Source organism: Alphaproteobacteria bacterium, from assembly GCA_016722515.1.
Classification (GTDB): Bacteria; Pseudomonadota; Alphaproteobacteria; order Rickettsiales; family JADKJE01; genus JADKJE01.
Genome location: JADKJE010000002.1, coordinates 223,727 through 248,226, shown reverse-complemented (window position 1 = coordinate 248,226; position 24,500 = coordinate 223,727). Strand labels below are relative to the sequence as shown.

The 24,500-nt window shown below is 44.3% G+C and carries 22 protein-coding genes; 4 read left to right on the top strand and 18 right to left on the bottom strand.

Features of this window, described 5'->3' with window-relative positions:
* Positions 1–77: 77 nt before the first annotated feature.
* From mltG to ubiG, 6 genes are all read right to left on the bottom strand, one after another.
* The gene (gene mltG / locus IPP74_05890) at positions 78–1,088 is read right to left on the bottom strand and encodes an endolytic transglycosylase MltG (GenBank protein ID MBL0318803.1); all 1,011 of its coding nucleotides are present in this window, start codon (positions 1,086–1,088) and stop codon (positions 78–80) included.
* Between the two features lie 2 nt (positions 1,089–1,090).
* On the bottom strand, positions 1,091–2,353 hold the full coding sequence (gene fabF, locus IPP74_05885) for a beta-ketoacyl-ACP synthase II (protein ID MBL0318802.1): 1,263 nt from the start codon (positions 2,351–2,353) through the stop codon (positions 1,091–1,093).
* 13 nt (positions 2,354–2,366) lie between these two features.
* Complete coding sequence (locus tag IPP74_05880; GenBank protein MBL0318801.1) at positions 2,367–2,612, bottom strand: acyl carrier protein; 246 nt, start codon at positions 2,610–2,612, stop codon at positions 2,367–2,369.
* 99 nt (positions 2,613–2,711) lie between these two features.
* Entirely contained in the window at positions 2,712–3,449 is a 738-nt protein-coding gene (gene fabG / locus IPP74_05875) for a 3-oxoacyl-[acyl-carrier-protein] reductase (protein MBL0318800.1), read from the bottom strand.
* A 131-nt stretch (positions 3,450–3,580) separates the two neighbouring features.
* On the bottom strand, positions 3,581–4,315 hold the full coding sequence (locus IPP74_05870) for a response regulator transcription factor (protein ID MBL0318799.1): 735 nt from the start codon (positions 4,313–4,315) through the stop codon (positions 3,581–3,583).
* Between the two features lie 232 nt (positions 4,316–4,547).
* On the bottom strand, positions 4,548–5,297 hold the full coding sequence (gene ubiG, locus IPP74_05865) for a bifunctional 2-polyprenyl-6-hydroxyphenol methylase/3-demethylubiquinol 3-O-methyltransferase UbiG (GenBank protein ID MBL0318798.1): 750 nt from the start codon (positions 5,295–5,297) through the stop codon (positions 4,548–4,550).
* A 125-nt stretch (positions 5,298–5,422) separates the two neighbouring features.
* Between ubiG and IPP74_05860 the strand changes: the two genes are divergently transcribed.
* The 3 genes from IPP74_05860 (at position 5,423) to IPP74_05850 (ending at position 8,785) form a co-directional block, all read left to right on the top strand.
* Positions 5,423–6,661: an aspartate kinase gene (locus tag IPP74_05860; protein MBL0318797.1), complete on the top strand. Its 1,239-nt coding sequence runs from the start codon at positions 5,423–5,425 to the stop codon at positions 6,659–6,661.
* 2 nt (positions 6,662–6,663) lie between these two features.
* Entirely contained in the window at positions 6,664–6,981 is a 318-nt protein-coding gene (gene cyaY, locus IPP74_05855; protein MBL0318796.1) for an iron donor protein CyaY, read from the top strand.
* Positions 6,982–7,084: 103 nt separating this feature from the next.
* Complete coding sequence (locus IPP74_05850) at positions 7,085–8,785, top strand: ATP-binding cassette domain-containing protein (protein ID MBL0318795.1); 1,701 nt, start codon at positions 7,085–7,087, stop codon at positions 8,783–8,785.
* On the opposite strand, the gene IPP74_05845 is transcribed toward IPP74_05850, so the two are convergent.
* The 12 genes from IPP74_05845 to fumC form a co-directional block, all read right to left on the bottom strand.
* Positions 8,752–9,054: a hypothetical protein gene (locus IPP74_05845; protein ID MBL0318794.1), complete on the bottom strand. Its 303-nt coding sequence runs from the start codon at positions 9,052–9,054 to the stop codon at positions 8,752–8,754. The genes IPP74_05850 and IPP74_05845 overlap by 34 nt on opposite strands.
* Positions 9,055–9,071: 17 nt before the next feature.
* Complete coding sequence (locus tag IPP74_05840) at positions 9,072–9,644, bottom strand: hypothetical protein (protein ID MBL0318793.1); 573 nt, start codon at positions 9,642–9,644, stop codon at positions 9,072–9,074.
* 112 nt (positions 9,645–9,756) lie between these two features.
* Positions 9,757–10,002, bottom strand: a complete 246-nt coding sequence (locus IPP74_05835) for a hypothetical protein (GenBank protein MBL0318792.1) — start codon at positions 10,000–10,002, stop codon at positions 9,757–9,759.
* Positions 9,999–10,370 (bottom strand): hypothetical protein, encoded by a 372-nt coding sequence (locus IPP74_05830; protein ID MBL0318791.1) that lies wholly within the window; start codon positions 10,368–10,370, stop codon positions 9,999–10,001. Before IPP74_05830 ends, IPP74_05835 begins: the two co-directional genes overlap by 4 nt.
* A 165-nt stretch (positions 10,371–10,535) precedes the next feature.
* Positions 10,536–10,874: a hypothetical protein gene (locus IPP74_05825; protein ID MBL0318790.1), complete on the bottom strand. Its 339-nt coding sequence runs from the start codon at positions 10,872–10,874 to the stop codon at positions 10,536–10,538.
* An 89-nt stretch (positions 10,875–10,963) separates the two neighbouring features.
* Positions 10,964–11,701 carry a hypothetical protein gene (locus IPP74_05820; protein ID MBL0318789.1) on the bottom strand — a complete coding sequence of 246 codons (738 nt, stop codon included), beginning with the start codon at positions 11,699–11,701 and terminating at the stop codon, positions 10,964–10,966.
* Positions 11,702–11,814: 113 nt separating this feature from the next.
* A complete protein-coding gene (locus IPP74_05815) occupies positions 11,815–12,570 on the bottom strand; it encodes a hypothetical protein (protein ID MBL0318788.1) in 756 nt (251 codons plus the stop codon).
* 174 nt (positions 12,571–12,744) lie between these two features.
* A complete protein-coding gene (locus IPP74_05810) occupies positions 12,745–13,506 on the bottom strand; it encodes a hypothetical protein (protein MBL0318787.1) in 762 nt (253 codons plus the stop codon).
* 174 nt (positions 13,507–13,680) lie between these two features.
* Positions 13,681–14,436, bottom strand: a complete 756-nt coding sequence (locus IPP74_05805) for a hypothetical protein (GenBank protein ID MBL0318786.1) — start codon at positions 14,434–14,436, stop codon at positions 13,681–13,683.
* Positions 14,437–14,448: 12 nt separating this feature from the next.
* The gene (locus tag IPP74_05800; GenBank protein MBL0318785.1) at positions 14,449–18,636 is read right to left on the bottom strand and encodes a hemagglutinin repeat-containing protein; all 4,188 of its coding nucleotides are present in this window, start codon (positions 18,634–18,636) and stop codon (positions 14,449–14,451) included.
* A gap of 17 nt (positions 18,637–18,653) precedes the next feature.
* Positions 18,654–20,420, bottom strand: coding sequence for a filamentous hemagglutinin N-terminal domain-containing protein (locus tag IPP74_05795; protein ID MBL0318784.1), 1,767 nt, complete (start codon positions 20,418–20,420; stop codon positions 18,654–18,656).
* Between the two features lie 535 nt (positions 20,421–20,955).
* On the bottom strand, positions 20,956–22,383 hold the full coding sequence (gene fumC / locus IPP74_05790) for a class II fumarate hydratase (protein ID MBL0318783.1): 1,428 nt from the start codon (positions 22,381–22,383) through the stop codon (positions 20,956–20,958).
* A 126-nt stretch (positions 22,384–22,509) separates the two neighbouring features.
* Between fumC and acs the strand changes: the two genes are divergently transcribed.
* Complete coding sequence (acs, locus tag IPP74_05785) at positions 22,510–24,468, top strand: acetate--CoA ligase (GenBank protein ID MBL0318782.1); 1,959 nt, start codon at positions 22,510–22,512, stop codon at positions 24,466–24,468.
* Positions 24,469–24,500: the final 32 nt, after the last annotated feature.

Below are 24,500 nucleotides of genomic sequence, written 5' to 3'. Positions count from 1 at the left end.
CACTAAAATACCCGACACTTTGGAAAACAAAGACTGAGCCCAGCTTTAGCCCACAAAGAGCCGTTAAATGTGTTTACTTATTTTCCTTGGGCTTCTTTCAATTTGCGATTTTCTTTTCGCATGGCCTGGAGCTCTTTTACATATTGATTATGCTCAGCCAGCGTTTTAGAAAAATGGTGAGCCCCCTGACCGTCTGATACAAAAAAGATGGCATCCGTCTCAAAAGGGTGAAGGGCAGCTTCGATACTAGCTCTACCGGGATTATTGATTGGGCCGGGTGGAAGCCCTGCGTGCTGATACGTATTATAAGGCGAATCAAACTTCCAGTCTGAACGAGCAAGCGAACGCTCGATATACCCTTTTCCTTGAGAAAGTGCATATATAATGGTCGGATCTGTTTGCAGTGGAATTCCTTTACGCAGACGATTGATAAAGACGCCAGCAATAAGCGGGCGCTCTTCAGGGCGTGACGTTTCTTTTTCCACCAACGAGGCTAAAACCACGGCTTCTTCTTTAGAATTAAAGGGTAAATTATGGCCGCGCTTTTCCCACAGATCATTGAGCACGTCATTGAAACGATTTTGCATCTGTGTGATAATCATTTGCTTTTCATCACCATAGGAAAATAAATAGGTTTCAGGTAGTAAGGTTCCCTCTAACAAAGGAGCAGACGATTCAATATATCCAAGAAGCCCTTCTGTTTTGTGCAATTTCTCAAGCACCTGATAAGTAGTATACCCTTCAGGAACCGTAAATTTTCTGATTACTCTTTCTCCGCGCGAAAGACGCCGAATGACTTCTTTAGGAGAAACAGTTTTAGGAAATTGATACTCGCCTGCCTGAAAAGTAATATTGCGATAATAGAGCTTCAAGCCCAGACGGAATAAAAAAGGATTATCCAATATGCCGTTATCGCCAAGTTGCTGAACAATCGTATGAACCGAACTTTTTTTAGGAATGATGATCACTTTCTCAACAACAAGGTGTGAAGGCGTACTCATATAACGGTAAACAGCACCAAACAACCCTACCACCGACAGCATGGCGACCACAAGGATAATGCCTGTGATCAATATCATGCGACGCATGATTAGCTCTCAATTTTTTTGAAAAGAATTGAAGCGTTCGTTCCACCGAATCCAAATGAATTGGAGAGCGCTACATCGACATTGCGTTTCTGCGCCACATTGGCAACCAGATTAATATCACACCCTTCTGATGGATTCTCCAGGTTACGCGTCGGTGGTAACACCGAATCACGCATGGCGAGCAAACAGAAAATGGCTTCCACCGATCCAGCCGCTCCAAGCAAGTGACCAATCGAGGATTTGGTAGACGACATCGCTAATTTATAAGCATGTTCGCCAAATAATCGTTTAACCGCCGACAACTCAATACTGTCACCGACTGGGGTTGATGTACCATGAGCATTCACATAATCAACGGTAGCTGGTTCCAACTTGGCATCAGCCAAAGCAGCCCGCATGGAACGGAAGCCACCATCACCATCAGGCAATGGCGAGGTGATATGATAAGCATCACCGGATAATCCATAACCCACTAATTCCCCGTAGATCTTAGCGCCACGCTTTTTAGCGTGTTCATATTCCTCAAGCACCAAAATGCCAGCACCCTCACCCATCACAAACCCATCACGGTTTGCATCCCAAGGGCGAGATCCTTTTTCAGGAGTATCATTATACGCAGTCGACAACGCCCGCGCTGCAGCAAAACCAGCGACACCAATACGGCATATAGCCGCCTCGGTTCCACCAGCAATCATCACATCGGCATCACCATACTTAATCAAACGTCCCGCATCACCAATGGCATGAGCACCGGTGGAGCACGCAGTGACGACCGCATGGTTAGGGCCTCTGAATCCATATTTAATGGAGACATGTCCTGATACCAGATTAATTAAGCTAGACGGAATGAAAAAGGGGCTGATGCGTCGTGGACCATGCTCATGAAGCTCCAGTACGGATTCTTCAATTGCACGAAGCCCGCCAATTCCTGAACCGATTAAAACACCGGTACGCTCTTTGGCGATTTCGTCTTCAGGTTTCCAGCCAGCATCTTCAACCGCCTGCGTTGCAGCAGCAAGACCCAAATGAATAAAGCGATCCATTTTTTTGAGGTCTTTTTTGGATATCCACTCTTCCTCAACAAAACCATGAGGTTGACCAGCACCTGGAACCTGAGCCGCAATCTGCGCAGGCAAATCCGACGCATCAAAATGCGTGATTTTGCCAATGCCCGATTCTCCGGCTATAAGGCGGCTCCACGTTGGCTCAACACCGCATCCAAGCGGTGTGACCAATCCAATTCCTGTTACAACAACTCTTCTCATAAGTAACTACGTACTAAGCGTTTTGCTGGGTTTGTTCTTCGATATATTTTACGGCGTCTTCAACGCGCACGATTTTCTCGGCAACTTCATCAGGAATCTCAATTCCAAATTCCTCTTCAAAAGCCATCACGAGCTCAACCTGGTCAAGGCTATCGGCACCGAGGTCATCGATAAAACTTGCGTTAGAGGCAATGGACTCTTCTTCTACATCTAAATGCTCAGAAACGATTTTTTTAACGCGTGTTTCGATATCGCTCATATTTTTACCTATACTAAATTAAACAAATTTCCTAAGAAGGGATACCATCTTTTACGACAGAAGGCAAATTTGCGCAAGTCTTATTTGCCCTTCGCTACCTTAAATCATGACCATCCCACCATTTACATGGAGCGTCTGGCCGGTAATATAACGTGCTTCTTCACTGGCTAAGAATGCCACAGAGGCCGCTATATCACTGGCTTCTCCCATATAGCCAACCGGGATATTCTTTAAGATACCCTCTTTTTGTGCATCCGTCAAAATCTCCGTCATATCGGTTCGTATAAAGCCAGGAGCTACGCAATTCACCGTAATATTACGGGAAGCTGCTTCTTGGGCGATGCTCTTGCTCATACCGATCATGCCGGCCTTTGATGCCACATAATTGGCCTGGCCTGGATTTCCAGATACGGCAACCACTGAGGCGATATTAATAATCCGCCCATATTTACGTTTCATCATCCGTTTAAAAGCCGCCTGGTTAAGCAGCATGGTTGAGGTAAGATTGACCTCAATAACGGTATCCCAATCCTCCTGTTTCAAGCGCAGAACAAGATTGTCGCGAGTTAATCCTGCGTTACAGACTAATATGTCGACGCTTCCTGCAAGCTCCTCGGCTTTATCAAATAATCCTGCAGCCTGCTCCCTGTCCTTGAGATTGCAGGGTAAAGCAAACGCCCTCTCCCCTAATTGGGCGCAATGTTCTTGTAACACCTGCTCCCGGGTGCCGGACAACACAACCGTCGCCCCTTGTTTATGAAGGGTTTGTGCGATCGCAAACCCAATCCCTCCGGTAGCTCCCGTAATCAACGCTGTCTTACCAGTCACATTCAACATAATCACCCTCATTAATTAATAATCTGAACAACGTAGGGTGTTACCGGCTTTAGGTCATAAAGTCAACCTTCTCCAATAAGAAAAGCGCCTAATGGCGCTTTTCTTATTGGGCATGTTCATCGTCAACCTGGCTAGATTATTTTGCTTCCCGCCACAACACCTTCGGCGTCGCTCAGCACAAACGAAGGCTCTTCTGGGTCCTTCAGCACATAGCCCCGTCCCCAGACGGTTTCAATATAGTTATGGCCACCGGTGGAATTCATCAGCTTTTTGCGGAGCTTGCAAACAAATACATCGATAATTTTAAGCTCAGGTTCGTCCATACCACCATACAGATGATTGAGGAACATCTCTTTAGTAAGGATGGTTCCTTTACGTAATGACAAAAGTTCAATGATTGCATATTCCTTGCTGGTTAAATGCAATGGCTTATTATTAATTTCAACGGTGCGCGTATCCAGATTAACCGCTATTTTGCCGGTACGGATAACCGATTCTGAGTGACCCTTAGAACGGCGTACAATCGCCTGAATCCTGGCCACTAATTCACCTTTATTAAAGGGCTTGGTCAGATAATCATCAGCTCCATGGCCAAGGCCTTTGATTTTCTGTTCGGAGCTTGATAAGCCCGAAAGGATCAAAATAGGGATTTTTACTTTAGCAGAGCGAAGGCGTGCCAATACTTCATAACCATCGATATCCGGTAACATCAGGTCTAAAACAATAATATCATAATCATATATTTTTCCGATCTCTAACCCCTCTTCACCAAGCTCAACAGCATCACAGATAAATCCTTCAGATGCCAATGCCAGCTCAATAGAACGAGCGGTAGAACTATCGTCTTCAATTAATAATACGCGCATGGAAGCTCCTCGATAGCGTTAATACACAGAAAGCTGTGATTCCAAAGTCTCACATCAAATAGTTAATAATTCAACAACAAAACGTTAACTTTTTTGACAAGGATTTGCATCAAGGAATAATCCCCCCCCTTAATCACCCATCCTACAACAAGGATAGCAGATCAAATAAGCAAAGTGGAAGAGCAAAGTTCGATTTTTTAAAAATTTCTTTAGTGCCCTATATATCAATGGGTTATTCAGAAACAGATCGCAGGCACACCGCCATATAATTAACATCCAGTTGCGCCGTTAACGACCATTCCTGCCGAAGGATATTTAATGTAAAACCCTGAAATTCTTTAACCTTTAACCCATTCTGCTCTACCGCACGGCTCAATTCTGATGGACGAATAAATTTTTTCCATTCATGGGTACCGGTAGGCAACCACCGTAATAGATATTCAGCTCCGACAATTGCCTTAACATAACTCATAGGCGTGCGGTTCAGGGTTGCGATAAAGAGCAAGCCATCCGGTTTAACCAATTGGCTAAGCGCCCCAATGAACAACCCCACATCCGCTACATGTTCGATAATTTCAAGTGCTAGCACCACATCAAAGCTACGCTCTTGTGCCACAACCTGCTCTGCTGTTTGGTGGAGATACTCTATTTCAAGCTCTTGTGTCATGGCGTGTCGAGACGCTATTTTTATATTTCTTTCTGAAGCATCAATAGCTGTAACCGTGGCCCCCAGGCGACACATTGGCTCGCTGATTAAACCACCGCCGCAGCCGACATCCAAAACCGTCAATCCTTTAAAAGGCTTCTCCTGGGAAGCATCTTGCACCAAATGTGTTGTTATTTGGTCACGAATATATTGAATGCGGATAGGATTAAACTGGTGAAGCGGTTTAAAAGGCCCCCGCTCATCCCACCAAGCATCAGCAAGCGCCGAGAATTTCGCCACCTCATCATCATCAACTGTCGTGTTTTTAAAGCTCATATCCATATAGCTTACACTTATATCACACTCCCCTCTATCAGCAAATAGACAATTCCTTAGCTTTCGTGTATATTAGTGCCCTATTTTCATTTTTTCGTTTTGTTCACTTAAGTTTAAGTACATTTATGGCGCTTATCGTTCAAAAATTTGGTGGAACCTCTGTTGCAAACATCGAGCGTATCCGCAATGTCGCTAACCGGGTCAAAGCAGAAGTTGACCGTGGCAACCAAGTCGTAGTCGTGGTTTCAGCTATGTCAGGCACGACCGATCAGTTGGTTAATTGGGCCAAAGAACTCTCACCTCTAGTAGCAAAGGAAGAATTGGCCGAATATGACACTATCGTCGCCTCTGGCGAACAAGTGACGTCTGGCCTTCTTGCGCTTGCCCTTCAAGCCATTGGCATTAAAGCACGCTCATGGTTAGGCTGGCAAATCCACTTAAGTACGGATGAGACCCATAGCAAAGCACGCATTGGCGATATTCTACCCGACCGCATGCTTGAATCACTCAACAAAGGCGAAGTAGGTGTTGTTGCCGGATTCCAAGGCGTTGAGCCAGAAACAAACCGCGTTACTACGCTTGGCCGCGGAGGTTCAGACACCACAGCCGTCGCCATCGCCGCAGCATTAAAAGCAGACCGCTGCGATATTTATACTGATGTTGATGGGGTCTACACGACCGACCCACGTATCGTAAGCAAAGCACGCAAACTTCATAAAGTAGCCTATGAAGAAATGCTGGAAATGGCATCCCTGGGCGCAAAAGTATTACAGACACGCTCAGTTGAAATGGCCATGAAACATCATGTGGTTGTCCAGGTTCTTTCGAGCTTCGAGGACAGACCAGGAACGTTATTAGTTGACGAGGAGGAAATCGTGGAAAGACGTTTAATTACCGGTATCACTTATAATCGCAGCGAAGCACAGATCACGTTAACTAAAGTTCCCGACCATCCTGGGGTGGCGGCGTTAATGTTTGCTCCTCTTGCTAAAGCTGAAATCAATATCGACATGATTATCCAGAATATTAGTGAAGATGGCAAAGAAACCAACGTCACCTTTACCCTAGCCAGAAACGATATTCCCCTTGCCCGCAAAGTGCTAGAAGAACATAAAGCATCATTAGGCTATAAATCACTGTTGATTGATACCGATGTTGCCAAAGTATCGGTTGTGGGCGTTGGCATGCGCAGCCACGTGGGACTGGCGCAATTGATGTTCCAAACCTTAGCAGATCGCAGTATTAACATTCGCGCTATCACCACTTCGGAAATTAAAATCAGTGTTCTGATTGATGAAGAATACACCGAATTGGCTATTCGCGCCTTGCATACCGCATTCGATCTGGATGCCAAAGAAGAATAATCATGAATGAAGCCCAGTATCTGGAAACCGTTGCTGAACTTTTTTCATTACTGACTGACCGTGTTGAACTTGCCGATCATGAACAACTCTTTGATGTGGATTGCGTTCCTGGTATTGTCACCATTACGGCTCCATCGGGCAAACAATTTGTTATTAACCAGCATTTGCCGACAAAGCAAATTTGGGTATCATCGCCCATCAGTGGTGCTGGCCATTTTGCGTTTGATTCTTCTAAATCCATCTGGGTTAATAGTAGCGGACATGAATTATGTGAGGTTCTAAAATCCGACCTATTATCTTATGGACTAACCATTTCATAAACGAGGTTATCCCGTGCGTAGATCTAATAAAGAAGATCTCTTTCCTGGTGCCGCACCTGCGGCCAAAGGAAAATTGTCGGATTTAAGTCCTGTCCTTCATTATATGAAGCCTTATCAATGGCAATTAGTAGTCGTTTTTATTGCATTAATCTTTACCTCCAGTTCTGTTTTAGCCATGGGATGGGGAATTCGCAATCTAGTGGATGCCGGATTAACCCAAGGTGATCGCGCCTCACTCAATGAAGCAACGCTGCTTTTATTTGTCATTACGATTTCGTTGGCCTTTTTTACCTTTGTGCGCTTCTTTCTCATTACCTATGTTGGCGAACATGTCATTGCCGATATTCGCAAAGATGTTTTCAACCATTTAATCCATATGTCTCCTGAATTTTTTGAGACAACCGCATCTGGAGACATTTTATCACGCCTCACCACCGACTCCACATTACTGCAAACGGTCATTGGCGGCAGTCTATCTATTGCAATGCGTAATATATTGATGGTGATCGGCGGCATTTTCCAATTGATTATGACCAGCCCCAAATTAACAGGTTTTACGCTACTGATTGTTCCGGTTGTGATTGCCTGCATTATCATCGTAGGTAAGCGCGCCAGGGGACTTTCTAAATTAACCCAGGAAAAAATTTCACATATGTCATCACTGACGGAAGAAGTGATCCACGGCATTCGTACCGTTCAAGCATTTAATCGCGAAGCCTACGAAGAAAAATTATTTGGTGTCCAGGTTGCTGATACACTAAGCACCGCCATTCGACGTGTTGCTGTACGTGGCTCTTTAACCGCAATGGTGATTACACTAGTCTTTGGTTCAATTGTCGCGGCCTTATGGGTGGGTGGACACGATGTGCTCAATGGCACATTATCATCAGGAAGCCTTGTTTCATTTTTGTTTTATTCGGTTGTGGTTGCCAGTGCCATTGGCGCCTTAAGTGAAGTTGCCAGCGATGTCTCCAAAGCAGGAGGAGCCGCTGAACGTATTTTTGATTTACTCAAAATAAAATCCAAGGTTAACGATCCAGAACAGCCCATGGCTTTACCGACCTCCATCACAGGCTCTATTCAATTTTCTGATGTTTGCTTTTCCTATCCATCGCGTCCCGATACTCTTGCACTGAATCACATCACTCTCGCTATTCGTCCCGGCGAAAAAATAGCGTTTGTTGGCGAATCCGGTGCCGGCAAAAGCACGATCTTCCAGTTATTGATGCGTTTCTATGATATGAAATCCGGCGTCATCGCTATTGATACGATTCCGATCAATCAGTTAACCCTCCATGATTTACGTTCGCTTATTTCCATTGTGCCACAAGACCCGATTATTTTCACTGGCACGGTTGCTGATAATATCCGCTATGGCAATCCCAATGCTACGCTTGAAGAACTTAAAGAAGCGGCGTTAGCGGCTTCTGCCTTAGATTTTATTCAGGCTCTTCCGCAAGGATTTGATACACATCTGGGTGAAAAAGGCATACGCCTGTCTGGTGGACAAAAGCAACGCTTGGCCATCAGCCGCTCTATCCTTAAAAATCCTAAAATATTATTATTGGATGAAGCCACCTCGGCCCTGGATGCTGAGAATGAGAAAAAAGTCCAACAAGCCCTCACCCGCCTAATGGAAAACCGCACCACCCTCATCATCGCCCACCGTTTTTCAACAGTACAGAAAGCAGATCGGATTGTGGTAATGGATCAGGGTAAAATTGATTCTATCGGTACGCATCATGAACTGCTGAAGGAAGAGGGTATTTATCACCGATTAGCTAATTTGCAGTTGCAGGGGTAATGTGGCCTTGTTTCATCCAATGATGTGTTGGTTTGCGATTCTGCTTCTTTGACTGGATCGTCCTCTTTTTGCTTTGCTTCTTGCTGCGGTTCCTCGTTCTTGTTCATGCGGTTATTGATGTCTTTAAACATCTCGCCAATTTGCTTCCACCCATCCAGCGGAATACTGGCATTCAAACTTGAACCACCTGCATAACACAGGGTGGGCGCTAAAGCGCTGGCACCAACGAAGGCGCCGATAAGAATCGTTTTAGAAATGTTAGAGTTCATAAGTATCCTTTTTTACATTAATGGTCATACAAACAGGCCTTTTGCTGTTGGGAATTTGCCGCTAGCTTAATGACCTTATCATGTTGAGCAAGCAAAACTATTTGAGCACGGTTCAAGCACATGCCAAGCAATGAGTTGTCTTCTTTCATACAGTCATACAACTGTACATCCTTCAGTGATCCATCGGTTAATGGTTTTAAGCGGTCATCTTTGGAGTAGCGCTCACTCAGTAAACAGCTAATACCTTGGCTTTTCAGCTCTGATAACACTTCAGATAACAGCCGCCCTTTATAATCTGCCTTTGCAACCTGCTGAACCTGATATTGGCTTGTGGAAACACATGCCGCCACTGCCAACACAGCACACATGCTCAATAATCGGATAAAACACGCTTTCATGATAGAACCACGATTCTTGATAACTTCCCACCCTGATTGACGTGGCGACAGAAATGAAAAACGTTCGTTAGAAAAGCGTTTTTGAGTATCCGTAAGGTACTCTGTGGTATGATTAGGAGGAGTCTTATGATAATGACGACACCCCACTAGAGCTATTATAAGGAAAAAAACAGAAATAATTTTTTGAAACATAGTGGCTCTAATATTTATTAACCCAGTCTGTTGGTCCGTAATAATTCGAATGTGGCGACTACTATTCCTAAACAATAATGGGAGGTACCGGATCATTGGGATTTTAAACCTTTTACTCCTCAGCCCTCTTACTGCCTGTTATAGAATGCGTTTCAGTTATTGTCTTTTCTTGACGTATGCGATCTAGCTTCTCTGACTTTTGGTAGCGCTTCTCTAAGTCAACCATTCCTTTTAAGAATTGCTGATAGCTCGGAGAGGTTGCCTTATCATATGGAATAAATTCGATGCTTTTTAGGATATCCTTCAACATTTTATCAGCATCCCACACCTCAAGACCGGGGGCTACGATTTGGGTCATGGTAACTTCCAAGGAAGGATCTTGCCTAGGATTCTTGGGTCTTGGCAGTCAATACTAGTAAAGATATATTTGCCTCCAGTTGTTGATAATCCTGACAGACCAAAACGTTCTCTTGATTCATACTTAATACAGGTCAATTGATTAATGTGTAAATTGGCCGCTTCATCGTTTGAGAATTTATCCCGATCTACAGTTTTGCTGGATTTCTCGGCAGTTCTTAATTTTCTTTTCTTGGTGAAATCAAATCGGTCAGGTGACTCATGGAAAGGATCAACCGCAAGTGTTACCTTCCGATCATCATGATTAATACGAAAAATAGTATTATTCTTTCCAATTACTACTTCCCATCCATCCTTCGCAGGAGGCAAAAGAAAACCGTTCGGTATAATAACGTTTATTGGGATCGGTTAGGCATTCTCTTTCAACATTAGTATGGGGACGAAAATGATGTTGACAGCTTGAGGTGGTCACAATAATTAACAAACACATAATTCGAATAAGCAACATTTAAAACTCCAATTAATAAGGACAAATCAATTTACTCGTGCAGTAATAGTTTGAATGAGGCCCTCCTCATATTCTTGCTGATTTTTCTTAAATGCCCTTGGCGTATCTGCCAAAGGTGTAATAAAAATGCTTGCCGAACTGTCCTTTCTCTTAGTATTGAATTGAAACGTTGATCCTTCATAAAATGTCACCCACCAACCTTTCTGATTTGGAGATAAAAGGGAAAAACGTTCAGTACTAAATTCCGTGTTAGGCTTTATTGGATACTCTTTCTCGATCGCAATTGTATGACTTTCATACAAATAACAGCCCATCAGACTAACAGCTAGCAATAGAATTAAAGAAGAATAACGTATTGCTTTCATAAAGCGGCCTTTTTCATATGTGGTATAAAGGATATTTATCTTGCTGATTTAATAGAGGTACTTTGAACATAAGACAAACTATGTTGGCATTATTCATGAGTGGTTATCATTCGACCTTGTGTGATGTCCGGTTGAGAACACACCTTCTTGCCGTTTAACTTAAAACAACTTTTTTCTTTCCATGAATCCTTATGTTTTAAATAATGCTGATATCCGGGTGAGGTTTCCTTATCCAAAGGAGTAAATTGAAGACTTTTAATGATGTTCGTGAGCATCTTACTGCCATCCCATAACTCTAGACTCTTATCGCCTATATTTTGGGATATAGAGAAATTCATTGTCGGCCCATGCTGAGGATCCTTGGGGTCTAGGCATCTAAACTCAGTATACCCATCCATAACAATCCCCAACATAGGATAACTCTCAGCAGAGTCATATTTAAAGCAATTTATGTTGTTGATTTTTATGTATTCTCCCGTCATTTTGGTGAATTTTTTAAAGTCCATTTTATTAACAAACTTCTTTATTTGCCTCATAGTGAGCTTGTTACTGAATTCAAATTTTTCTGGAGATACTGAGAAGGGATCAATTTTCAATGAAACAGACCGATCTTCTTTACGAATTTTGAAAGTAATATCTCCATTATAATAGGTCAGTACCTCCCATCCTGATTGAGGGGGAGACAGAAATGAAAAACGTTCGTTAGAAAAGCGTTTTTGAGTATCCGTAAGGTACTCTGTGGTATGATTAGGAGGAGCCTTATGATAATGACGACACCCCACTAGAGCTATTATAAGGAAAAAAACAGAAATAATTTTTTGAAACATAGTGGCTCCTAATATTTATTAACCCAGTCTGTTGGTCCGTAATAATTCGAATGTGGCGACTACTATTCCTAAACAATAATGGGAGGTACCGGATCATTGGGATTTTAAACCTTTTACTCCTCAGCCCCCTTACTGCCTGTTATAGAATGCGTTTCAGTTATTGTCTTTTCTTGACGTATGCGATCTAGCTTCTCTGACTTTTGGTAGCGCTTCTCTAGGTCAACCATTCCTTTTAAGAATTGCTGATAGCTCGGAGAGGTTGCCTTATCATATGGAACAAATTCGATGCTTTTTAGGATATCCTTCAACATTTTATCAGCATCCCACACCTCAAGACCGGGGGCTACGATTTGGGTCATGGTAACTTCCAAGGAAGGATCTTGCCTAGGATTCTTTGGGTCTTGGCAGTCAATACTAGTAAAGATATATTTGCCTCCAGTTGTTGATAATCCTGACAGACCAAAACGTTCTCTTGATTCATACTTAATACAGGTCAATTGATTAATGTGTAAATTGGCCGCTTCATCGTTTGAGAATTTATCCTGATCTTCAGTTTTGCTGGATTTCTCGGCAGTTCTTAATTTTCTTTTCTTGGTGAAATCAAATCGGTCAGGTGACTCATGGAAAGGATCAACCGCAAGTGTTACCTTCCGATCATCATGATTAATACGAAAAATAGTATTATTCTTTCCAATTACTACTTCCCATCCATCCTTCGCAGGAGGCAAAAAAGAAAACCGTTCGGTATAATAACGTTTATTGGGATCGGTTAGGTATTCTCTTTCAACATTAGTATGGGGACGAAAATGATGTTGACAGCTTGAGGTGGTCACAATAATTAACAAACACATAATTCGAATAAGCAACATTTAAAACTCCAATTAATAAGGACAAATCAATTTACTCGTGCAGTAATAGTTTGAATGAGGACTATTATCGCCAAACAAAGAGGGTACGGCAGCTACAGCTCCTATAAATTCACTTGGACTTGAGGCATTGCCGCCAATAATCGTAGGTCCTGGATCATTGGGATTTTAAACCTTTTACTCCTCAGCCCCCTTACTGCCTGTTATAGAATGCGTTTCAGTTGTTGTTTTTTCTTGACGTATGCGATCTAGCTCCTCTGACTTTTGGTAGCGCTTCTCTAAGTCAACCATTCCTTTTAAGAATTGCTGATAGCTCGGAGAGGTTGCCTTATTATAGGAAATGAATTCTATGCTTTTTAGGATATCTGTCACTATTTTATCGGCATCCCATGCTTCAAGGCCAGGGGCTACAATTTGGGTCATACTCACTGATAAAGTTGGTTCTTTCTTGGGATCTTTGGGGTCTTGGCACTCAAAATCTGTGTCATATTGTCTTCCACCAGTTGTCGCAAAACCTGCAAGACCAAATGCATCAACCGTATAAAACCTCAAACAACTCATTTCGCGCACTCTGACTATCTCAGAGGCTACTGTCTTATAGGTACCTCGATTGATATTATTGTTGAAGCGTTTAATCCATCGTTCACCTGCTCGTCCGGAATAACCAAAAACCTCAGGCGATTTATCAAATGGATGTACACTGACTTTAACCTTACGATCCTCATGGTTAATTCTAAACGAAATAAATTTGGTTTCTCGAATAGTTACTTCCCAGCCCGAATGTCTACTAGGGGGCAAAAAAGAGAACCGCTCGGTGTAATATCGTTTACTAGTATCGGTAAGTGATTCATGGGTAATCTTGTCGCTAGGATGGGGACGATGTCCACAGCTTGACGTCATCACAATAATTAACATAGACATAATTCGAATCAGTAACATTTAACGCTCCAATTAATAAGGACAAATCAATTTACTCGTGCAGTAATAGTTTGAATGAGGACTATTATTTCCCAATAAAGATGGTAAGGCAGCTACAGCTCCTATAAATTCACTTGGACTTGAGGCATTGCCGCCAATAATCGTAGGTCCTGGATCATTGGGATTTTAAACCTTTTACTCCTCAGCCCCCTTACTGCCTGTTATAGAATGCGTTTCAGTTATTGTCTTTTCTTGACGTATGCGATCTAGCTCCTCTGACTTTTGGTAGCGCTTCTCTAAGTCAACCATTCCTTTTAAGAATTGCTGATAGCTCGGAGAGGTTGCCTTATCATATGGAACAAATTCGATGCTTTTTAGGATATCCTTCAACATTTTATCAGCATCCCACACCTCAAGACCAGGGGCTACGATTTGGGTCATGCTCACCGATAAGGTTGGTGCCTTTTTAGGGTCTTTTGGGTCTTGGCAGTCAAAATGTGTATCATATAGTCTTCCACCCGTTGTCGCAAAACCTGCAAGACCAAATGCCTCAACCGTAAAGAACTTCAAGCAAGTCATTTCCCTTACCCTGATTGTCTCAGAGGTTACAGTCTTATAACTACCTCTATTGATATTACTGTTGAATCGTTTAATCCACCTCTCACCAGCTCGTCTGGAATACTCAAAAACTTCAGGTGACTTATCGAAAGGATCAACCGCAAGTGTTACCTTCCGATCATCATGATTAATACGAAAAATAGTATTATTCTTTCCAATTACTACTTCCCATCCATCCTTCGCAGGAGGCAAAAAAGAAAACCGTTCGGTATAATAACGTTTATTGGGATCGGTTAGGTATTCTCTTTCAACATTAGTATGGGGACGAGAATGATGTTGACAGCTTGATGTAGTCGCAACAATTAACAAACACATAATTCGAATCAGTAACATTTAACGCTCCAATTAATAAGGACAAATCAATTTACTCGTGCAGTAATAGTTTGAATGAGGACTATTATCGCCAAACAAAGAGGGTACGGCAGCTACAGCTCCTATAAATTCACTTGGACTTGAGGCATTTCCACCTGCAATCATAGGTACCGTATCATTTGGATTAATAAAGTGGCCAGCAAAAGTCCATTTATTTTCGCCCATAGAGTTCTGTAAAACGTCTGTATTCACTGGCGTTCCATAGAAACCAACAGTCAACTGTAAACCATCAGTCCCATCCAATATAAGAAGCTGCTGATACAAATCCTCGCCGCCAGCACTATGTCCAGCTTCTATTACCTTCCCATCAAAATTAGGCGCTATTTCCACCACTAACCCCGCCGTTGCTTCCGCATTAGGGTTATAGCCCGTCACTATTGATAGGCCAACTTCCAGCAAATCAGGCACAAAACCATGCGAGGGATTGTGTGCCGCAATGAACTCATCTGGTGCACCGAGTTGCATGGCACCATTACGAATGGCATCGGTCAGCGAGTTCAAAATTCCGTTATTGAATATAATGTTGCTGAACGTATAGTTATTACCTAATTCGGCAAACTTTACCTCATACTTCCCTTCTGCGCCTATTAACAGATAATATTTCCCATCTTCAAACTTGATTTCAACAGGTTCTTTATTTTCCAGCATCGCTTGCCTTGCTTCATCCGTTATCCCAATAATACTGATAGCATAATGTTTTTTCTCGCCATCCACTAACGCGAAGAACTGGCCGATCAAACCTTTATTATTATCGGGAGTTGGGAATAAATCCAATAATAAGGCATTGATCATTTCTGCTGTTTGTTTATCAATTGGGATATCCACATCCAGTGAGTTCTTTTCATCACGGGTAATTTCTTGCACATCGTTGACATCACGGTTTAGCCCGTCTAACTGGGGATCATCTTCCGCAAGCGTCTGGCCTCCCACAATAATCGTTCCTGATCCAATCGTTGCATGGGTGATGCCGGTTTTGTTGTTGTCCGTCAACTGGACTTTAACCGAACCGCTTCCCGGGAAATTTGTGCCCGACCCTGGTACTGGCTTCTTGGGCTCTTCCTTGGATTTCATAGGAGCGCTGCCGTAAGACACCAGATTACTCAACCCATCACCGTTGAAAATACTGTTCCACGATTCGGTTGCGCCCGTAAAACCAACACCAAATCCAAGATTATCTGAACTCCATACTTCTTCATCATCCAAATTCGAAAACACTAAGGATCCTGTATCAAGGGTAAGGTGTCCGCCATCAATATAGGATCCATCCTCTTGCGGCGTTGCTTGCGCAATTAACGCCCCATTAATGGTGGTGGTGCCGCCAACAGTGATGTTGACGGAGTTAGTACCAATGATCGAGGTTACATCATCCGTCCAGGTACGATGGCCCTCGCCACTGCCGCTTGCCATATTAAATCCACCTGTGGGGGCAATTCCCTGAAAACCGATTGAAACACCAATGCTCATCCCCGCGCTTTGGGAACTTTGCGATGTCTCTGACGTATTCTGCACGGAAGCCACAAGCAAATCACCGCCTACATCCATATTCACATTTTCTGCCTGGATGTTTGCGCCTTTTACCGTAGTATCATTACCGCTGGTTAAGATAAAATCATGACCCGCTTCAACCTTCGTTTGCGTGTAGGTTGAACCACTCGTTTCATATTTTGAAGAACTAGTAGATACACCAAGCGTTGCCGAAATACTGGGTAATAAGCTTGTCATAAGGTTCGAAGGATTGCTCAAGGCTGAAATTCCACCAAAATTATTGTACAGACGATATCCTTTATATGCGTTTACGGCAAGGCCAATGGGGGCATATTTACCAGTGTTGGTGTTATTCTCTAAACCTTTAGTTGTATCCATGATACTCGTTAAACTCTCCTGGATAGCCACCGTCACGCCAACACTGGTCATCTGGTGTTTTTCCAAATAGCTGTTATCCGCAGCTAGCGCGAGGAGGTTGATATCATTATCACTACTGAGGATCACATCATGGTTAGCATAAAGCTGGCTCGACAGGATGTTAATATCATCACTAGCATACATGGTGATGTCATGGCCGGCTACCATCATGGAAGGCAGTAAGGTTTCCTGGTAGCTGTTGATCCTGTCTTTGGTTTGCTGGTAGCTCACCCCAAAACTCATGCCAGAAAGTCCGCCGGTGAAACCGCTGTCCTTCTTATACACGTAGCTGGATTCATAACCTTTACCGGCTTCTACTGTAATGCCGCCTGTGTTGTTGTGGTCGGCATCGGCGAGTAAATGGATGTCGTTACCTGCTTCTGCGTAAGAGGCGGTAACGTTGATATTATCATTGGCGTTGATGTTAATGTTATTTCCCGCCGTTAACGTAGAACCACGCAAGCTTTCTTTGTCTTGTTTGACCTCCTTCTTGCTAGAGCTCATAAAGCCATGGCTGCTGCTGGTTTCATGGTAATGATAGCTTTCGGTTTCGGCACCGATGGTGACATTCTGTGCGGTTAAATTAATATCACCCGCGCTTTGCGCATCGCTGCCTTTGATGGTGATGTCGTTGGCGGCATTTAACACCAGCTGCTGGCCGCTTAATAACGAGCCAATTTGCAAGGTGCTGTCGCTGGTGTAATGGCTGTGGCGATAGGACGCATCGGTGTGGTTGTTTAAGGCCTGGCTGTCGATGATGATATTGCCGTTGGTCGATGTTAAGCTGCCGGTTCCACCGGCATCCAGCACACCGCCGTTAAAATTGATATCGCCGCTGGTGGTGAGGTTTACGTTGTTTCCTGCGGCAAGGGTTCCTTGATGTTGCAGTGTTTCAAACGTGCTTTTGCCGTAGCTGCTTGATCCTACGGATGCGCTGTTGCTGATTGTGTCTGCGGTGATATCCAGATTATTGCCCGCTTTGATTAATCCACCTTGGTTTGAAACGGTGCTTGAGTTGATAGTGACATTATGCTGCGCCTGGATGCCGCCCTGATTGGTGATGCTGTTGCCTGTTAAGGCAATATCATGGCCGTTAAGAGTGGCGCCGGTGTTTTGTGCAATGTCTTTTAATTGGGCATCGCTACTGGCTAGATATACAGTAGGCACTAACACTTGTTTACCGTTAATGGTTTGCTGCACCAGCCACACAATATCTTTGGTTAAAAGCGATTGCTGTGAATCGGTTAAGGCAATACCAACCGATAAATTTAATGTACCCATTTGCTCTTTAGCATTATCATAGAGCTGGGTGATTTGTGCGTTAGCATCGGTAATACCAGGGGTGATAAAACGTGTGCCTAGTTTTTTAAGCAAGGCATCTTCAATTAATTGTGTTTCGTAAAAAGGATCGCCTAATAATAAGATGGTGTGGTCAAGCTGATAACCGAGTTGATCTAATAAGTAACTGGAACCCACATAGCTATTTTGATTAATGTTTGGTATTTGGGTGGTGATCAAGTAGGGTGAGTTAGGATCGGATGCTACTCCAAATAAACCACCTACGCTAACATTCACTCCAGGGGAGACTACCGATGATTGATCAATACGTGGGGTAATTAATACGCCGTTTATTGGAAGCGATGTCTGGTTATTCACCAAATTACCACCCAACGTTAATGTGCCACCGGCTTCAATGGTGCTGGCGACATGGCCGGATTGGTAGACGAGGTCAAACGTTTCAAGTGAAGCGATAGAGCCAACCAAGTCATATTCATTGATGACTGGATTATAGATATGCGGTAAACAGCCGGAAGTCATGCAGGTATAGCGCAGGATACTGTTAATATCCATCCCGGTATTAGTAACATTAGCGGTACCTAAATCAACATTGCCGCTGGCGCTGATGTAACTGACTTGCTGGTTAAGGGTGGCGGTGTCTACTACCAGGTTTCCTTGGGAAATAATTTCGCCGGCACGCTCGGTAAAATCTTCTGTTTCTGTAATGACCTGACGTGCTACACCTGGAGGAAGGTTGGGATCGGCCTGCCAGGTAGAGTTATTATCGACCATGAATTTAATGCCGTCTAAATACGGATCAGCATTAAAAATCAGCCATTGATTATCACTGCCGGTATGTGCCAGCATATCGTCATTGCCATGACCTAAGCGGATATCAAAATACTCGATATCGCCTGCATCCTCAATAAAGGAAGGATTCCCGACGCGGTGGTTGCTGAGAGTGTCTGCGACTAATGTCATTAAACCACCGGACTGGATTAAGCTGCTTTGGTTTCTAATAAAACCATGCGGGTGTTGTTTAAGCCACCCATCCATAAAGTGCCAGTTTCTGCCAGGATATAACCCTGGTCATTGAGGAGGTGATTTCCAACTTCTATGTTCATATTGCCGTGCGTATAGAGTACGCCTTGGTTCGTTAGGTCATGTGTAGCACCGAGTAACGCATCATCGTTGGAAGCGATAACACCGGTTGCGGTGTTGTTTAAATCGAGTGCGCTTATATCGATATGCGTTGCCGAAGAGAGTTCTCCTTGATTGGTTAAGGTTCCACCGACTGTTAAAGACAAATCACCCAGCATCGATATAATCGATGTATCATTTAGCCAATTGCCGCTTACGTTTTGCAAGAGGGTGTTGGCCAGTAAGGTGCTGTTCGTTGCGCTGAAACTGCCATTAGTTAGGGACAATTCGTCATTAGCCACAATCTGACTGGTCGTGATAGTGGTTGCTCCAGTGGAAATAAACACCACCGAGTTCGCCAGTATCTCGCTATCGCTTATATCGAGGCTGGCAGCTGTCATGGATATCACATCTTCTGTTCCGCTAGAGAGTAGATGTGTTAAACGAATAGAGTCTGCATTGCCCGTAATGGTGTTGGCTTTCACAAACGCAAAGCCAGAATCAGCATTTGAGCCATCCAACGTAAGTTGATTGCCAGCAGTGAGAGTAAGCTGATCACCAGCATAGATATATTGACCACCTAATGCTGCATCACTCTGTGCATTCACGGTTACAGAACCACCAGCAGAGGTTCTGCCGGTATGGGTCACTTTGCTGGCTGTTGAGGTAAGCTTCACATCTGCAGTAGCAGAAGCAGTGCCGGCCTGAACAAGCTCACCATCTGCGGTGATTTCTAAATTACCGTTACTGGCTTGCAAGATGCCGCCATTATTCACACCAACGCCTGCTTCGGTGCTTTTAAGGTAAATCTTTCCCGCATACATTCCACCCAGTGCTGAGGTATCAATCGCAATGGTGGGTTTGCTTGCTTCGGATTCTGGCGTGGCAGCAAGTGGAGTGGCCACACCCGTTTGATAATGGACTTGGTTGCGGCCTGTTGTGACGCGCACTGTATTACCACCATAAATAGCTGCGTGAATTTGCGTAGCGCGCGAGATAATATCAAACGAATCCGTCTGGCTGGCATCAACGCCGCTGCCTTCAATGAGGATAGTCCCCTTATCCACATGAAAAGAGGTAAGATGGCCGCTACTGTCTAACTGGGGAGTGCCCGTGGTAAGGGTGACTTTGGGCGTATTGATGAAACCACAGCCATTGCAGCTGATGCCGTTGGGATTCGCCACCACATATTCGGCCGTTTTACCCACGATTTCCGTCGGGCCGTTAAGGCCGGTGGTGTTAGTACCGGTGACTTCGTTAAGGATAATGGTTGCTTCGTGGCCGCTAGCAAGATTCGCATTGCCCTGGACAATACTACCAAGGGCTGAATTTGCTGTTGAAGCAGAATTATTAACAATTAACCCTTCGCTTCCCACTTGTAAGTCGGTTAATTGATTGTGAGAAACTCCCGCAGAAGAGGGAGTAGCAATGTTTTCAACCGGCGTATGATTAAGCGATTCAGCCACATTAGGTTGATTACCAGCAGGAGCGCCAACATCTGGCACAATCACCGTTTGCGCATAAGCCATCGAGCCCAGCACAGGCTGCAGTAATAAGATCGTAGACAATGTTAAAACAAGAAGGAAATCTAATTTCCTTCGCAGGGAACGATACACAAGGTTCATAAATGCCAAATACAAACGGGTGGCTGTTTTCAAGATTAAAAAATTGTATACCAGATCGCGACTTTAGAAACAAGCGATTATTTTCAATTTTGGGTTTATAAAATTCTTGAACATATCTCGATGTAAATAAGTGGGGAATTAGGGTGGAATGTTGCTGGTTGCAACAGAGTGCTGCGCTGGATTCTCCAGCCTATTACGCTTACGCTCATAGGCCGAAGATGGCGGCCAAGCCCCTGTTATTTCCTAGTCCACGTCTTAACTGCAACAATAAAGTGCAACGGATGGGGGGTGTGGGCACGCATCTTCAAGAAAAATTAATCTCCTCCGCCCCATGGTATCCATCGGTAAATTTATTGTTGTGTATTATAGACACTTCATATTGCCAATGAACACCATTGCTTAAAACACACCAACGACAATCATTTGATTTATAAAAGAAAAAAGCCCAGAACCACAAAAACCTGACACATTGAAACTGTCCGTTTCAATCCATCAGGTTTCATGGTAATTATTTAGACTAAATGACGTTCGCAACTTACTTCGGACCAAGCATATCCTGAGGACGCACCCATTCTTTAAACTGCTCTTGCGTTAATAAGCCCAATGCAATGGCTGCTTCTTTCAATGTTGTCCCCTCATGATGCGCTTTCTTGGCAATCTTGGCGGCATTGTCGTAGCCAATATGTGGGTTAAGGGCGGTAACTAACATCAGCGATTCATGCATGATTGCATCGATACGTTTGGTGTTTGCTTCAATGCCAACCACGCAATTATCGGTGAAACTACGGCAGCCATCCGCAATTAAAGCAATGGAGTGCATCACGTTATGGATGATCACTGGCTTGAACACGTTAAGTTCAAAATGGCCATTGGAACCACCGATCGTGACCGCAACGTGATTACCCATCACCTGTGCGCATAACATCGTCACAGCTTCACATTGGGTAGGATTCACTTTGCCTGGCATGATCGATGAACCTGGTTCGTTTTCGGGGAGGTTTAATTCGCCCAAACCACAACGTGGGCCAGAACCGAGCAACCGAATATCATTAGCAATTTTCATCAGGCTGACTGCCAGCACATTGAGTGCGCCGGAAATTTCAACCATCGCATCATGGGATGCCAAGGATTCAAATTTATTGGGAGCGGTGACAAAAGGCAGTTTAGTGATCGACGATACTTCCTGTGCAAAAGCTTCAGCAAATCCTTTTTTAGCATTAAGCCCCGTACCTACTGCCGTACCACCTTGAGCCAGAAAATAAAGACGTGGCAAGGTGTTTTTAACCCGCTCAATGCCGTAGGTTAATTGGGCTACATAACCCGAAAATTCCTGTCCTAACGTCATTGGGGTTGCATCTTGCAAATGGGTCCGACCAATTTTAATGATGTCTTTAAACGCATCCGATTTCGCCTGCAGTGCATCGCGCAAATACGTAAGCGACGGGATTAGGCGATGATGGATTTCTTCAACGGCGGCAATGTGCATTGCTGTTGGGAATGTATCATTGGATGATTGGCCACAATTCACATGATCATTCGGATGAACTGGCTTTTTAGAACCGAGCTCGCCACCCAGCATTTCAATCGCACGATTGGAAATCACTTCGTTCGCATTCATATTGGTTTGCGTGCCAGAACCGGTTTGCCACACAACCAGCGGAAACTCATCATTCCAGGTTCCTTCCATCACTTCGGTTGCTGCTTTAATGATAACATCACCAATCTCTGCCTTCAATGCACCATTGGCGATGTTCACAGATGCCGCAGCTCGTTTAATAATACCCAGCGCACGAATCACCGGAAGCGGCATGGTGTCCCTGGGGCTAATATCAAAATTTTGCAGCGAACGCTGTGTTTGCGCACCCCAATAGCGATTCGTTGCCACATTGATTGGGCCAAAACTATCGGTTTCGGCGCGAAAGGTTGTGGTATTATTTTGTTTTTGTTTGAGCTGGACTGACATAAAAACTCCTTCATTTGCATAAAGAACCATTTTTCACGGATATGAGCGTAAGTCAATAGGTCTAGGCTTATTGACTTCATATCCCTTATCACTATTATCCTACCTCAATCAGTATTGAGGGATGCTATGCATAATCATTTATCAAACACCATTACCCATATTCCTGTAAAAGAGTCGATGAAGGAAACAGCACATATCAACGCTGAAGCCTATGCCCGTCTTTACCGCCAGTCATTAGAAGATCCCGAGGGCTTTTGGGGCGAACAGGCCCGACAACACCTGGACTGGATAACCCCTTTTTCCCGTGTTAAAAACACGTCCTTTGCCGATCCTGTTTCTATTGCATGGTTTGAAGACGGCGCTTTAAATGTAGCAGCGAATTGTGTAGACCGCCACGCAGCAAAAAATCCCTCACGCACAGCTATCATCTGGGAAGGCGACAATCCGAATGAGTCACGCCATATTTCCTATAAAGAATTGCAAGAAGAAGTCTGCGCATTAGCTAATGTCCTGACATCGCTTGGCGTGAATAAAGGCGATCGGGTGATTATCTATTTACCCATGATCCCTGAAGCCGCCTATGCCATGCTTGCCTGCGCGCGAATTGGCGCTATCCACTCTGTCGTCTTTGGCGGATTTTCTGCCGAATCGCTCTATGGACGTATTGATGATTGCAAGGCAAAAGTGATCATAACAGCGGATGAGGGCGTGCGCGGTGGTAAACCCATCTCGCTGAAGAAAAATGTGGATGAGGCACTTGTCCACAAAACACCTGTAACACATGTCATAGTGGTTAAACGCACAGGCAATCCCGTTGCCTGGCAGGAGGGGCGAGATGTGTGGTATCACGAACTGACCGCCAAAGCAGCCCATACCCATGAAGCACAACCTATGAATGCAGAAGACCCGTTGTTTATTCTGTATACATCAGGCTCTACCGGTAAGCCCAAGGGAGTTTTGCATACGTCTGGCGGTTACCTGCTTTATGCAGCAATGACCCATAAATTTATTTTTGATTATCATCCCAGCGATATTTATTGGTGTACGGCCGATGTCGGATGGGTAACCGGACATAGTTACATTGTCTATGGCCCCCTTGCCAATGGTGCCACCACATTGATGTTTGAGGGCGTTCCCAATTATCCCGATTTTTCACGATTTTGGCAGGTTATCGATAAACACAACGTGACGATTTTCTACACAGCACCCACCGCCATTCGCGCTTTAATGCGTGAAGGGACCGCCCCTCTTCAGTCCACATCAAGGGAAAGCTTGCGATTATTGGGATCCGTTGGAGAGCCCATTAACCCAGAAGCATGGCTATGGTATTATAATGAAGTCGGCAAGTCACGTTGTCCGATTGTCGACACGTGGTGGCAAACAGAAACCGGGGGAATCCTGATTACACCACTGCCAGGTGCGATTGATTTGAAACCCGGTTCAGCCACATTGCCATTCTTTGGTATCCAACCCGTTATCGTTGATGCTGCCGGCAAGCCGCAAGAGGGCGAGTGCTCTGGCAATCTCTGCATTGCCGATTCATGGCCCGGGCAAATGCGCACCGTCTATGGCGACCATTCGCGTTTTGTACAAACCTATTTCAGCCACTATCCTGGTTATTATTTTTCAGGCGATGGGGCAAAGCGCGATCAAGATGGTTATTACTGGATTACCGGACGCGTCGATGACGTGCTCAATGTATCAGGACATCGTATCGGCACAGCCGAGGTAGAAAGCGCTCTGGTTGCCCATCCTAAAGTAGCTGAATCCGCCGTTGTTGGCCAACCACACGACATCAAGGGAGAGGCCATTTATGCTTATGTTACCCTGGTTCAGGGCGTTATACCCTCACCTGAACTTGTAGCAGAACTTAAACAATGGGTGCGCAAAGAAATTGGCGCCATCGCCATTCCAGATACCATTCAATGGGCTCCTGCCTTACCAAAAACCCGCTCTGGAAAAATTATGCGCCGTATCTTGAGAAAGATTGCCACGCGTGATTATGACAATCTCGGCGACACCAATACTCTCACCAATCCAGAATCCGTAGCGTCACTCATTGAGGGAAGAAATAGCATTTCATGATGATCAACCCTTGAATTCGTATTTTAGATTTA

Coding starts and splice junctions, on each gene's coding strand:
- mltG (MBL0318803.1), bottom strand. CDS start 1,088: ATGCGTCGCATGATATTGATCACAGGCATTATCCTTGTGGTCGCCATG.
- fabF (MBL0318802.1), bottom strand. CDS start 2,353: ATGAGAAGAGTTGTTGTAACAGGAATTGGATTGGTCACACCGCTTGGA.
- IPP74_05880 (MBL0318801.1), bottom strand. CDS start 2,612: ATGAGCGATATCGAAACACGCGTTAAAAAAATCGTTTCTGAGCATTTA.
- fabG (MBL0318800.1), bottom strand. CDS start 3,449: ATGTTGAATGTGACTGGTAAGACAGCGTTGATTACGGGAGCTACCGGA.
- IPP74_05870 (MBL0318799.1), bottom strand. CDS start 4,315: ATGCGCGTATTATTAATTGAAGACGATAGTTCTACCGCTCGTTCTATT.
- ubiG (MBL0318798.1), bottom strand. CDS start 5,297: ATGAGCTTTAAAAACACGACAGTTGATGATGATGAGGTGGCGAAATTC.
- IPP74_05860 (MBL0318797.1), top strand. CDS start 5,423: ATGGCGCTTATCGTTCAAAAATTTGGTGGAACCTCTGTTGCAAACATC.
- cyaY (MBL0318796.1), top strand. CDS start 6,664: ATGAATGAAGCCCAGTATCTGGAAACCGTTGCTGAACTTTTTTCATTA.
- IPP74_05850 (MBL0318795.1), top strand. CDS start 7,085: ATGAAGCCTTATCAATGGCAATTAGTAGTCGTTTTTATTGCATTAATC.
- IPP74_05845 (MBL0318794.1), bottom strand. CDS start 9,054: ATGAACTCTAACATTTCTAAAACGATTCTTATCGGCGCCTTCGTTGGT.
- IPP74_05840 (MBL0318793.1), bottom strand. CDS start 9,644: ATGTTTCAAAAAATTATTTCTGTTTTTTTCCTTATAATAGCTCTAGTG.
- IPP74_05835 (MBL0318792.1), bottom strand. CDS start 10,002: ATGACCCAAATCGTAGCCCCCGGTCTTGAGGTGTGGGATGCTGATAAA.
- IPP74_05825 (MBL0318790.1), bottom strand. CDS start 10,874: ATGAAAGCAATACGTTATTCTTCTTTAATTCTATTGCTAGCTGTTAGT.
- IPP74_05820 (MBL0318789.1), bottom strand. CDS start 11,701: ATGTTTCAAAAAATTATTTCTGTTTTTTTCCTTATAATAGCTCTAGTG.
- IPP74_05815 (MBL0318788.1), bottom strand. CDS start 12,570: ATGTTGCTTATTCGAATTATGTGTTTGTTAATTATTGTGACCACCTCA.
- IPP74_05810 (MBL0318787.1), bottom strand. CDS start 13,506: ATGTTACTGATTCGAATTATGTCTATGTTAATTATTGTGATGACGTCA.
- IPP74_05805 (MBL0318786.1), bottom strand. CDS start 14,436: ATGTTACTGATTCGAATTATGTGTTTGTTAATTGTTGCGACTACATCA.
- IPP74_05800 (MBL0318785.1), bottom strand. CDS start 18,636: ATGACATTAGTCGCAGACACTCTCAGCAACCACCGCGTCGGGAATCCT.
- IPP74_05795 (MBL0318784.1), bottom strand. CDS start 20,420: ATGAACCTTGTGTATCGTTCCCTGCGAAGGAAATTAGATTTCCTTCTT.
- fumC (MBL0318783.1), bottom strand. CDS start 22,383: ATGTCAGTCCAGCTCAAACAAAAACAAAATAATACCACAACCTTTCGC.
- acs (MBL0318782.1), top strand. CDS start 22,510: ATGCATAATCATTTATCAAACACCATTACCCATATTCCTGTAAAAGAG.